An 11,781-nucleotide genomic window follows, 5' to 3' on the forward strand; every position below is an offset into this window, starting at 1 on the left:
CGTGGTCGCACGCCTGCTGGTGGTCGAGGACCACCCGTTGTTCCGGAAGGGCGTGCTGGCGCTCCTGGACACCGCGGCCGGCCTCGAGGTGGTCGGGGTGGCCGTCTCCGGCGAGGAGGCGGTGGCGCAGGCGGCGCAGCTGCGGCCCGACGTCGTCCTCATGGACCTGCAGCTGCCGGGCATGAGCGGGATCGAGGCCACCCGGGCGATCACGGCCGTCGTCCCCGACGTGCGGGTGCTGGTGCTCACCCTGTTCGAGGACGAGGACTCGGTGTTCATGGCGCTGCGGGCCGGCGCCCGCGGCTACGTGCTCAAGGACGCCGACGAGGAGGAGCTGACCGGGGCGATCCGGGCGGTGGCACGCGGCGAGGCGATCTTCAGCCCGCCCGTGGCCGGCCGGGTGCTGGCGTACTTCGCCCAGCCCCGGCCGGCTCCCAAGGTGTTCCCGTCGCTGACCGACCGCGAGCGGGAGATCCTGCAACTGCTGGCCCAGGGGCACCCCAACCCGTCCATCGCCCGCGCCCTGTCGCTGAGCCCCAAGACGGTCGCGAACTACGTCTCCGCGATCTTCGCCAAGCTGCAGGTCACCGACCGGGCCGAGGCGATGATCCGCGCGCGCGAGGCGGGGCTCGGCCGCTGACCACGCCCGCCGGCCGAGGAATCGCGGGTGCGGCACGCCGGGCGCGGGCCCAGCGACCGGCACCGGTGCGGTGACGTTCCCGGCGGGGGCTAGGCCGGCGTGACGTCGTCCGGGGGCAGCGGCCAGCGCGGCACCCCGGCGACGGCGCCGTCGGGCAGCCGGCCGGCGAAGCGCGGCGGACGCTTCTCCAGGAAGGCGGCCACCCCCTCGGCCGGGTCCGGGCCCTCCCCCAGCTCGACCAGCGCCCGCGACTCGGCCCGGTGCGCGTCCCACGGCGAGGCGGCGCCGAGCATCGACCACAGCAGCTGGCGGGCGGCGCCCACGGCGAGACCGCTGGTGTTCGCGACGATCTCCCGCGCCAGCGCGTGGGCGGTGGGCAGCAGCTCGTCGTCGGGCACCACGCGGGACACCAGCCGGCCGCGCAGCGCCTCGGCCGCGTCGAACACCCGCCCGGTCGCCACCCACTCCATCGCCTGGCTGATACCGACCACCCGGGGCAGGAACCACGAGGACGCCGCCTCCGGCACGATGCCGACCCGGCCGAACACGAAGCCGAAGCGGGCCGACGCCCCGGCGATCCGGATGTCCATGGGCAGGGTGAGGGTCGCCCCGATGCCCACCGCCGGGCCGTTGACCGCGGCGATGACCGGCTTGCGCAGCGCGGCGAACGGCAGCGAGGCGACCCCTCCGGCGTCCCGCGGGTAGCCGCCGATGTCCTCGCTGAGCGGGCCGGGCGGGCGCACGCGGGTGCGCCGGTCGCCGAAGGTGTCGGGCCCGCCCGCGAGGTCGGCCCCGGCGCAGAACGCGCGGCCGGCACCGGTCACGACGACCACGCGGACGTCGGCGTCGGCGTCGGCGGCCGCCGCCACCCGGGCGAGCTCATCGGCCATGGTGAGGGTGAAGGCGTTGAGCCGGTCGGGTCGGTGCAGCGTCACCGTGGCGACGCCGTCGGCCACCTCGTACCGCAGCTCGGTCAGCTGGTCGGTCACCGGCCTGCTCCCAGCGCTCCGGTGACGGCCAGGCGGGCGACGGCGTCGAGGTGCTCGGCCTCGTCGCCGAGCAACAGCCGGTCCACCTTCGCCCGCCGCCAGTACAGGTGGGCGTCGTGCTCCCAGGTGAAGCCGATCCCGCCGTGCACCTGGATGAGCGTGGTGGCCGCCCGCTCGAAGGTCGCCGCCGCGCAGGCCTTCGCCGCCGACGCCGCCAGCGGCAGCTCGGCCGGGTCGCAGTCGGCCGCCCACGCCGCCCACCAGACCAGCGACCGCAGCTGCTCCACGCCCACCCACGCGTCGACCAGCATGTGCTTGATCGCCTGGTAGGAGCCGATCCGGCGGCCGAACGCCTCGCGCTCCTGGGCGTAGGCCACGCCCAGCTGCACGCACCGCTCGGCGCCGCCGAGGTCCTCGGCGGCCATGACGACGGCACCCACCTGCCGGGCGCGGGCCCACAGCTCCCCGGCGTCCTGGGCCAGCACCCGGCGGGAGGTCAGCCGCACCGAGGCCAGCCCGCGGGTGGCGTCCATCGGCCGGCCGGCCAGGACCTCGCCCTCACCCACGACCAGGTCACCGCCGTCCAGGCCCAGGAAGAGGGTGGCGTCGGCGGCGTCCACCGAGGGGGCGGAGCCGTCGACGCCTCCGTCGAGCACGGCGAACGCCGTCGAGCCGTCGGCGAGCTGCGCGGCCAGGTCCGGGGCGTCGGCGAGCAGGACGGCGGCGCGCGCGGCGGTGACGAGCGAGGGCGCCGCGAGCACGGCACCGCCCTGCTCGGCCACCACGGCGAGGTCCAGCAGCGAGCGGCCCGAACCGCCGGCGGACTCGGGGACGGTGATGCCCAGGAAGCCGATGTCGGCCAGCGCCTTGCGCCCGGGCTCGAGCCGACCCCCCTCCAGGCCCCCCCGCGCCGCGGCCGGCGAGGCGTTGCCGCGGTAGAACTCGCGGGCGCCGTCGGCGATGTCGCGCTGGTCGGCGTCGAGGTCGAAGTTCATCGCGTCCCTCCCGAAAAAGGAGCGGTCTTGTCGCTGCGGGGCTCCGGCGGCAGGCCCAGCACGCGCTCGCCGAGGATGTTGCGCAGCACCTGGTCGGTGCCGCCGGCGATGCTGATGCCCGGCAGCCAGGACTGGGTCCGCTGCCAGCGGTCGTCGCCGTCGGTGGTGGCGGCGTAGACGGCGTCGTCGCCCAGCAGCCGCACCCCGGCGTCGGCCATGAGCAGGCCGGCCTCGGTGCCGGCGAGCTTGCCGGCGCTGGCCTCCGGCGCGGGGATGCCGCCCTGGCTGAGCACGGTGAGCCGCCGGTAGCCGGTGTAGCGGGCGGCGAGCGCGGCGACCACCGCGCGCCCGACCGCCTGACGGGCCAGCACCTGGCGCTCCGGCGGCAGGTGCGGCAGCCGCTCGCGCGCGTGCCGCGCGAACTCCTCGACCGGCGCGCCGATCGCGCCCCCGGCCCCGCCGATCGCCACCCGCTCGTTCATGAGCGTCGTCAGCGCGACCCGCCAGCCCTCGCCCGGCTCGCCGAGCCGCTCCTCGTCGGGGATGCGGACGTCGTCGAAGAAGACCTCGTTGAAGTCGGCCTGCCCGCCCATCTGGCGCAGCGGGCGCACCGTCACGCCGGGGGCGTGCATGTCGACGACGAACATCGTCAGGCCGGCGTGCTTGGGCTTCTCCGGGTCGGTGCGGGTCAGCAGGATCCCGAAGTCGGAGACGTGCGCGAGCGTCGTCCACACCTTCTGCCCGTTGACCACCCAGCCGTCGCCGTCGCGGACGGCGGTGGTGCGCAGCGCCGCGAGGTCCGAGCCCGACGCCGGCTCGCTGAACAGCTGGCACCACACGTCGTCGGCGCGCAGCAGCCGGGCGAGGTAGCGCTCGCGCTGCTCCGGGCTGCCGTGGGCGATGACCGTCGGCCCGCACATGCCGATGCCGATGTGGTTGATCAGCGTGGGCACCCGGGAGCGGGCGAGCTCTTGGCCGACGATCGCCTGCTGCACCAGCGTGCCGCCCTGGCCCCCGTACTCGCGGGGCCAGGTGACGCCGACCAGCCCGGCCTCGGCGAGCACCCGCTGGGTGCGGCGCATCTCGGCCTCGTGGGTGCGGGCGTCGATGCCCTCCTGACCCGGCTCGAGGTGCAGCAGCTCGCCGGCGTGCTCCTCGAGCAGGGCGCGCACCCGCGCCCGGTACTCGGCCTCGTCGGGGCTGTCGTCGAAGTCCACGGGCACGCCTCTCGTCGGGTGGGCGGGTCGGCCGCAGCGTGACAGGCGTCACCCGGAGCGGTCAACGGTGACTGTTGCGGGCGCCCCGCGCGGCCTACTGTTCCGCGGATGAGCGCCGAGCCCGTCGGAAGCGCCCCCGCCCCGGGGCCGCGTTCCCGCTCGGAGCGGACCGCCGGCAGCCGCCTGCTCATCCTCGACGCCGCCGTCGCCTGCCTGGTCGAGGAGGGCTTCGCCGGGGCCTCGACGCTCGCCGTCCAGGCCCGGGCCGGGGTGTCCCGGGGCCGGCTGCTGCACCACTTCCCCTCCCGGGCCGAGCTGCTGGTCGCCGCCGCCGCGCACCTGTCCACGACCCAGCTGGACGAGGTGCGGCGCCGGGCCGCCGCGCTGATGGAGGACGAGCCGACCGGGCGGGAGCGGGTCGACCGCGCCATCGACCTGATGTGGGCGACGTTCCAGGAGCCCCCGTTCTGGGCGGCGATGGAGCTCTGGACGGCGGCGCGCACCGACCCCGACCTCCGGGCGGCGCTGCGCGGCGAGGAGCGCCGGCTGCGCGCCTCGATCGCCGCGGTGGCCGACGGGATCTGGGGCCCGGAGATCGCCGGCGCCCCGGTGTACGCCGACCTCTGCGAACTGCTCTTCACGAGCATGCGCGGGGTGGCGCTGGTCTACGCCTTCGAGGACCGGCCGGCCGCGACCGACCCGCACCTGGCGCTCTGGAAGCGGCTCTCCGCGCGGCTGCTCGCGCTCGACAGTCAGGGTTGACCGCCCCTTCCCCGGCCACCAGCATGACGCAGGTCACACTGTGCCTGGCTGAGGAGAAGCCCGTGAGCGTCCAGATCCCCGTCCTGCAGGGCCGCGGCATGACGATGAGCGACATGCTGGCCCGGCACGCCCGGACCACCCCGGACGCGCCGGCGCTGCGCTTCGAGGGGTCGGGCCGCTCCTACGCCGAGCTGGACGAGCGGGTCGACCGGCTGGCCCGGGCGCTGCACGCGCGCGGGGTGCGCACCGGCGACCGGGTGGCCGTGCTCGCGCTCAACGGCCCCGAGACGTGGGAGGCCTACCTCGCCGGCGTGCGACTGGGCGCGGTCGTCGTCCCGGTCAACTTCCGGCTGGTGGCCGACGAGGTCGCCTACGTGCTCACCGATTCCGGCGCCGTCGCCCTGGTCGTGGACACCCCGCTGGCGGAGGTCGCCGCCAAGGCGCGCGAGCAGGCACGGGCGGTCACGACGGCGCTGGTGATCGGCGGCGGGGACGCCGGGCCGGGCAGCGAGGACTACGCGGCCGCGCTCGCGGCGGCCGACGGCGAGCGGCTCGACGTCGTCGTCGACGAGGACGAGGCCGCGTTCATCATGTACACCTCCGGCACGACCGGGCGGCCCAAGGGCGCGGTGCTGACCCACCGGAACCTGACCATGCACGTGTTCAGCCAGATCACCACGCTGGGCTGGGACCCGGCCGACCGCGTCTCCGTGCCCGGGGCGCCGCTGTTCCACATCGCCGGGCTGGCCGGCGGGCTGCCGCCGCTGCTGCTCGGCGGGGTCCACGTGATCCTCCGGTCCGGCGCGTTCGACCCGGCCGCGACCCTCGACCTGATGGAGCGGGAGGAGGTCTCCAGCATCTTCCTGGTGCCGGCCATGTGGGCGGCCGTCCTGGCGGTGCCCGACCTGGCCGCGCGTGACCTCTCCTCCCTGCGCCGAATCTCCTGGGGCGCGGCGCCGGCCTCCACCACCCTGCTGCGCGCGCTGATCGACGCCTTCCCGCAGGCCGAGGTGGTCACCGCCTTCGGGCAGACCGAGTGCAGCCCGGTCACCTGCCTGCTCCGCGGCGAGGACTCCGTGCGCAAGATCGGCTCGGTCGGCACGCCGATCCTGAACGTCGAGGTGCGGGTGGTCGACGAGGCGATGGAGGACGTGCCGCGGGGTGAGGTCGGCGAGATCGTCTACCGCAGCCCGATGGTGATGAAGGAGTACTGGGGCAAGCCGGAGGCGACCGCGGAGGCCTTCGCCGGCGGGTGGTTCCACTCGGGGGACCTCGTGCGCCAGGACGAGGACGGCTACTTCTACGTCGTCGACCGCAAGAAGGACATGATCATCTCCGGCGGCGAGAACATCTACTGCGCCGAGGTGGAGAACGTGCTGGCCGCCCACCCGAAGGTCGCCGAGGTGGCGTTGATCGGCGTGCCGGACACCCGCTACGGCGAGGCGCCGCTGGCCGTGGTCGCCCCCCGCGACGCCGCCGACCCCCCGACGTCGGAGGAGCTCGCGGCGTTCTGCCGGGAGCGGCTCGCCCGCTACAAGAACCCGCGGGAGTACTCGGTGGTGGCCGCGCTCCCCCGCAACCCGAGCGGGAAGGTGCTCAAGACGGCGCTGCGGCAGGAGCACTCGGCCGGGTCGCTGGTCGCCGAGCCCGTCGTCTGAACCCGCCCCCCTCTCCCGGCGATCATGGCGCCGTGACCGCCCCGGGACCCCGGGGAGTGGTCACGGCGCCATGATCACGGGGAATTGGTCAGCCGGTGGCGGTGTCGAACAGGTCGCGGGAGACCACGCCGGTGTCCGGGTTGTCGGTGAACATCCCGTCGATGCCGGCCTCCCAGAAGGCGACGTGCTCGGCCAGCGCGCGGCCGTAGTCGTCGGGGGCGGCCCCGTCCTGGAGCGCCGGCGGCAGGAACACGTTCTCGTTGCGGAACGTGTAGGGGTGCACCAGCAGCCCGGCCTCGTGCGCGTCGTCGACGAGCGCGGTCGGGGTGCCGAGCGTCCCGTCGGCCTCGCGCGGGATGACCTGGTTCTTCTCCGGCCCGACCCCCTCGGCGTAGGTGGCGATCTCCTGCAGCCCCTCGGCGGTGGTGAGGTCGGCGTAGGTGCGCGGGTCACCGGCGGCCGTGAAGTCGTAGGGCTGCCCCGAGGCCGACAGCAGCTGGACCAGCGGCACGCGCACCCCCTGCTCCTCCAGCTCGCGCAGGTTCGCCGTCTCGAAGGACTGGATGAACACCGGCGAGGTGTGCTTGTGCACGCGCGCCTCGCGCAGGTCGGTCATCAGCGGCTCCTCGAGGGAGAGCCCGATGCCGTCGAAGTAGGTGGGGTGCTTGGTCTCGACGTAGACGCCGATCTCTCGGCGGAGCTCCTTGGAGAGCCGGGCCCGCAGCTCGAGCACCTCGTCGAGGGTCGGCACCTGGTAGAGGCCGTCGTAGAGGGTGTTCTCCTCGCGCACCTCGGGAAGCCGCTCGACGGCGCGGAGGGTGCGCAGCTCGGCGAGGGTGAAGTCCTCGGTGAACCAGCCGGTCAGCGGGGCGCCGTCGATGACCTTGGTGGTGCGGCGGGAGGCGAACTCCGGCCGGTCGGCGACATCGGTGGTCCCGGAGATCTCGTTCTCGTGCCGGGCGACGAGGACGCCGTCCTGGGTGCTCACCACGTCGGGCTCGATGTAGTCGGCCCCCATCCGGGCGGCGAGCTCGTAGGAGGCCAGCGTGTGCTCCGGCCGGTAGCCGGAGGCGCCGCGGTGGCCGACGACGAGCAGGTCCTCGGCGAGCGCCGTCGCCGGCTCGGGGACCGGCGGCCGCGGCGCCGCGGTCGCGGGGACGGCCGCCGGGACGGCGAGGGACAGGGGGACGGCGACCGCGACGGCGGCGACCGCGGCACGCAGGCGGCGTGCTGGGGACATGGGGGCTCCCGCGGGCTCGGACGGCGACCATCGCCGTCGGCTCCGCGAGGTCATCCCAGCGGCACCAGGTGCCCGGGGCCAGTCGTGAGCAGCAACTCCCGGTGACCAACGCGTGGCACCCAGGTGCCGCCCCTCAGCCAGCCCCTGAGTACGGCCCATGAGGGTGATGGCATCGGGCTAGCAGTCCGTCGCGGACTCGCCCAGAAGGCGGCTTCAGAGGAGTGGGACACCGGTCGCACCGACAGCCCTTGTTGGCGCAACGCTGGCGGGAGGACCCTCTCCCCATGACCAGCTTCGTGTTGATTCACGGCGCCTTCTGCCGCAGTTGGATCTGGGACGACACGGCAACGTCCCTGACAGCGAAGGGCCACCGGGTCGAGGTTGTTGACCTGCCTAGCTCAGGATCCGATCACGCCGGTGGGGGCGGGCTGGCGGGCGACGTGCGGACGGTCCAGGAGGTGGTCGACGGCTGCGGTACGGGCGTGATTCTCGTGGGCCACTCCGGCGGCGGGATGGTTCTCGCCGAGTTGGCCGACCATCCTGCGGTCGAGCACAGCGTGTACCTGGCAGCCCTGCGCCCCGCGAAGGGCCAGTCGGTCGCGGATCTGCTTGGTGGCCAGATACCGGAGTGGATAGTGGAGGACCCGGAGGAGGGCCTGGTCCGGGTCAGCGACAACCCGGATGTGGTCCGACAGGCGCTGTGCGCCGATGTCGACGAGAAGCGCTTCCTGCGCGAGGTCTACCCCCGCTATGTCCCGACGTCGTTGCAGCTCCTGGCGGACGCGAGCTCAGCTCCCCTTGCCGGCCACGAGACCACGTATGTCCTCTGCGACCAGGACCAGGCAGTTCCGGTTGCGGCCCAAGCGGCCATGTCCGCCCAGGCCGATCGCGTCGAGCGGCTGCACTCGTCCCACACGCCTCAGCTGAGCATGCCGGAGCGGCTCGCCGAGGTCTTGGATGCCGCGGCCAGGGCTACTGCAGGGCGGGCTACCCCCGCCAGTCCCTGAGCGGCGAAACAGCGCCGGAACAGGCCGGGCTGCCCGACCCCCTGACATAGCCAGCGGTGTCTCAGAGTGGGCCGCTTGGGGACAGGAGGCGGCCTCAGGTACACCCGAGCCAGTGGTCATGCCGGTCGGCTGGAGTTAGGGCAGACCACTCGAGCTCAGGGCTTGCGCCGGCTCAACCAGTACCGAGCCAGTCGACGGATCCCGAAGCCCGCGGGCAAGCAGATGACACCCGCAAGGCCGCATTAGGCAACGACTGACCGAGAGTGCGCGCCAGCATGGGGATGACAAGGACCGTGAAACCCGCCGAGATGAGCGCCACGGGGCCTGGCATCCAATCGGCGTTTCCCCATCCACGCGCTCGAGACGAGCTCAGACCGACGACTGGCCGTCTGCGTCGTCCGGCGTGCTGATGCTCGGACGCTCACCCGGGCCCCTTTTCCCCAGTTGGGCACTGGCCGCCGGACCACTCGATCAGCCGCCTCAGAGCGGGCCGCTAGGGCGATCCGCAGGCTCCCCCCAACGGACGCCCTAGCGGCACCTCGGGCGGTCGCATCCCCGGAGTTGGCCCAATCTGTCACCCTCACCTGCCGCCGCTCAGCCGGCCCAGACCTCGCCGACCCGCGCCGCGACCGCGGCCGCCTGGACCCGCCCCGCCCGGGCCGCGGGCTCCCGCGCGGCGGGGTCGAGGACGTTGCGGCCGATCGCCGCCCGGGCCGCCTGGTCCGGCGAGACGACCGCGACGCGCGACACCATGCCGGTGACCTGGGCGTCGACGCTGGCCAGCGGGCCGACCCCGCGCGGGATGGGGGCGAGCACGACGAGCCGGTCGTAGCCCTGGGCGAGGTCGGCGTTGGCCGCCGAGCGCATCCCGCCGTCGACGTACCGGCGGCCGTCGATGGTGACCGGCGGGTAGACCCCGGGCACCGCGCAACTCGCGGCCACCGCCTGCACCAGCGGGACGCCGGACTCGCGGTCGAAGGTGCGGAACTCGCCCGTGGCGGCGTCCACCGCGGTGATGACGAGCGCCCGCTCGGGCCAGTCGCGGGAGACCAGCCGGGAGCCGATGACGTCGATCCGCTCCTCCTCGCTCGGGGTGAGCCCCGCCTTCTCCGCGGCGATCGCCAGGGTGCCGATCCGCCGGCGGAACTCCACGTCGCGGCCGCGGCTGGCCACCATCGCCCAGCCGTACCGAATCAGGTTCCCGCGGGTCATCCGCGCGACCTTCTCCTGCGTCGGCGGCTCGAGCTGCCGGGCGTACATCGCCTCGAGCGGGGCGCCGCCGGTGAGCTGCGCGCCGACGACCGAGCCGGCCGACGTGCCGACGACGAGGTCGGCCCCGGTGAGGTCGACACCCGCCTCGGCCAGGCCGGCGAGCACGCCGATCTCCCAGGCGATGCCGGTGATGCCGCCCCCGCCGAGCACGAGGGCGGTCCGCTGGTCGCTCATGGGCGACATCCTCACAGAATCCTCGACACAGCCTGTGAGCTGGGCCACCCTGTGGCTCAGGTCACCCGACGAGAGGAAACGAATGACCACCGTGCAGTCCGCCCCGGCACCCACCGCGGCCAGCTGGCCGCCCGGGCTGCCCCGGTCCCTGGACTACCCGAGCGTCCCGGTGGGCTCCGTCCTCCGGGCCGCCGTGCGACGGTGGGGCGACCGGACGGCGTTCGTCGACCACGACGTGCCGCTCACGTTCACCGAGCTCGGGGCCCGCGCGCACGCGGTGGCGGGCTGGCTGGCCGACCACGGCATCGGGCGCGGCGACGTCGTCGCCGTCCACATCCCCAACTGCCGGCAGTACCCGCCGCTCTACTACGGGATCCTGCTGGCCGGAGCCACCTTCTCCCCCACCAACCCGCTGCTGCCCGCCGCCGACCTCGCCGCCCAGCTCGACGACGCCGGCGCGACGGTGGTCGTCACCTGGGACCAGGTGCTGCCCTTCGTCCGGGGCGCCATCGGGCAGACCGGGGTCCGGACGGTCGTCGTCACCGGCGAGGCGCACATCCTCGACTTCGCCGCCCGCATCGACGGCCTCGAGCCCACCGACGTCGACCTCGCCGACCTGCTGGCCGGCGACCCGACCGACCGGCACCTCGACGCCGGCGTCGACGTCGAGCACGACCTCGCGCACCTGGCCTACACCGGCGGCACCACCGGCGTCAGCAAGGGCGTGGAGCTGCCGCACCGCCAGGTCGTCACCAACGTCCTGCAGTCGGGCTGCTGGACCTCCGGGAGCCTCCCCGCCCTCGACGAGGAGGGGGACGTGACGCTGCAGCAGGTGCTCGGCCCCGACGAATGCCCCACCCGCCTGGGCGAGGCCCGGATCATCAACCTGACGCCCTGGTTCCACGCCATGGGGGCGATCGGCTACCTCAACGGCATGGTCATGGGCGGCACGATGACCGTCATCCACATGCGGTTCGATCCGGCGAAGTACGTCGAGGACATGATCAAGCACGAGGTCACCTCCATCGGCGGGGCGCCGCCGGTCTTCGTGGCGCTGCTGCAGGTGCCCGGGTTCGCCGAGGCCGACCTCTCCCACGTCCGCGGGATCAGCAGCGGCGCCGCACCTCTGCCGGTCACGTTGATCGAGCGGATGCAGGCGCTCATGCCGAACGCCACGATCGGCGAGGGCTACGGGCTGACCGAGGTCACGATGATGGCCACCGGCAACCCGTCCTTCCGCTCGGGCACCCGGAAGCCGGGCACCGTCGGCGTGCCGATCTTCGACACCGAGATCAGCATCCGGCCGATCGGCGGCGGCGACCCGCTGCCGGCCGGCGAGCGCGGCGAGGTCTGCATCCGCGGGCCCCAGGTCATGCGGGGCTACGCGCACCGCCCCGAGGCCACGGCCGAGTCGATCGACGCCGACGGCTGGTTCCACTCCGGCGACGTCGGCATCCTCGACGAGGACGGCTACCTCTCGATCGTCGACCGCACCAAGGACATGCTGCTCTACAAGGGCTACAACGTGTTCCCCCGCGAGCTCGAGGAGATCCTGTTCGGCGTCCCGGGCGTCGCCGGCGCCGCGGTCGTCGGCCGGCCCGACGAGGAGGCCGGGGAGCTGCCGGTGGCCTACGTCGTCCGCAAGGACGACGCCACCGGCGCGGCACTGACCGCAGAGTCGGTCATGGCCGCGGTCAACGACAAGGTGACCCCGTACAAGCGGCTGCGCGACGTGCGGTTCATCGATGCGATCCCCGTCTCGGCGGCCGGCAAGGTGCTCAAGCGGGAGCTCGCCGCCCGCGAGCGCGAGGCCGTCGGGGGCTGAGC

The 11,781-nt window shown here is 74.1% G+C and carries 10 protein-coding genes; 5 read left to right on the forward strand and 5 right to left on the reverse strand.

The genetic code is table 11. From position 1 onward, the window contains the following. Position 1: 1 nt before the first annotated feature. Positions 2-640: a response regulator gene (locus ACI792_RS04005; protein ID WP_456601432.1), complete on the forward strand. Its 639-nt coding sequence runs from the start codon at positions 2-4 to the stop codon at positions 638-640. Between the two features lie 89 nt (positions 641-729). Here the strand turns inward: ACI792_RS04005 and ACI792_RS04010 are convergent, their stop codons facing one another. Genes ACI792_RS04010 through ACI792_RS04020 form a run of 3 tightly spaced genes read right to left on the reverse strand, consistent with a single transcriptional unit; the run spans position 730 to position 3,841 of the window. After that, entirely contained in the window at positions 730-1,629 is a 900-nt protein-coding gene (locus ACI792_RS04010; RefSeq protein ID WP_456601433.1) for an enoyl-CoA hydratase-related protein, read from the reverse strand. Continuing rightward, positions 1,626-2,624, reverse strand: coding sequence for an acyl-CoA dehydrogenase family protein (locus ACI792_RS04015; RefSeq protein ID WP_456601434.1), 999 nt, complete (start codon positions 2,622-2,624; stop codon positions 1,626-1,628). The genes ACI792_RS04010 and ACI792_RS04015 overlap by 4 nt, the downstream gene beginning before the upstream one ends. Further along, entirely contained in the window at positions 2,621-3,841 is a 1,221-nt protein-coding gene (locus tag ACI792_RS04020) for an acyl-CoA dehydrogenase family protein (protein WP_456601435.1), read from the reverse strand. Before ACI792_RS04020 ends, ACI792_RS04015 begins: the two co-directional genes overlap by 4 nt. Positions 3,842-3,949: 108 nt before the next feature. On the opposite strand from ACI792_RS04020, the gene ACI792_RS04025 reads away from it, so the two are divergent. Further along, entirely contained in the window at positions 3,950-4,603 is a 654-nt protein-coding gene (locus tag ACI792_RS04025) for a TetR/AcrR family transcriptional regulator (RefSeq protein ID WP_456601436.1), read from the forward strand. 62 nt (positions 4,604-4,665) lie between these two features. Further along, entirely contained in the window at positions 4,666-6,261 is a 1,596-nt protein-coding gene (locus ACI792_RS04030) for a long-chain-fatty-acid--CoA ligase (RefSeq protein WP_456601437.1), read from the forward strand. An 88-nt stretch (positions 6,262-6,349) separates the two neighbouring features. On the opposite strand, the gene ACI792_RS04035 is transcribed toward ACI792_RS04030, so the two are convergent. Further along, positions 6,350-7,501 carry a glycerophosphodiester phosphodiesterase gene (locus tag ACI792_RS04035; RefSeq protein ID WP_456601438.1) on the reverse strand — a complete coding sequence of 384 codons (1,152 nt, stop codon included), beginning with the start codon at positions 7,499-7,501 and terminating at the stop codon, positions 6,350-6,352. 284 nt (positions 7,502-7,785) lie between these two features. Here ACI792_RS04035 and ACI792_RS04040 point away from each other — a divergent pair, with 284 nt between their 5' ends. Next, positions 7,786-8,508: an alpha/beta fold hydrolase gene (locus ACI792_RS04040; RefSeq protein ID WP_456601439.1), complete on the forward strand. Its 723-nt coding sequence runs from the start codon at positions 7,786-7,788 to the stop codon at positions 8,506-8,508. Positions 8,509-9,102: 594 nt separating this feature from the next. Here the strand turns inward: ACI792_RS04040 and ACI792_RS04045 are convergent. Then, a complete protein-coding gene (locus tag ACI792_RS04045; RefSeq protein ID WP_456601440.1) occupies positions 9,103-9,954 on the reverse strand; it encodes a patatin-like phospholipase family protein in 852 nt (283 codons plus the stop codon). Positions 9,955-10,036: 82 nt separating this feature from the next. Here ACI792_RS04045 and ACI792_RS04050 point away from each other — a divergent pair, with 82 nt between their 5' ends. Then, on the forward strand, positions 10,037-11,779 hold the full coding sequence (locus ACI792_RS04050) for a class I adenylate-forming enzyme family protein (protein WP_456601441.1): 1,743 nt from the start codon (positions 10,037-10,039) through the stop codon (positions 11,777-11,779). The last annotated feature ends 2 nt before the right edge of the window (positions 11,780-11,781 follow it).

The organism is Blastococcus sp. SYSU DS0669, assembly GCF_054050895.1.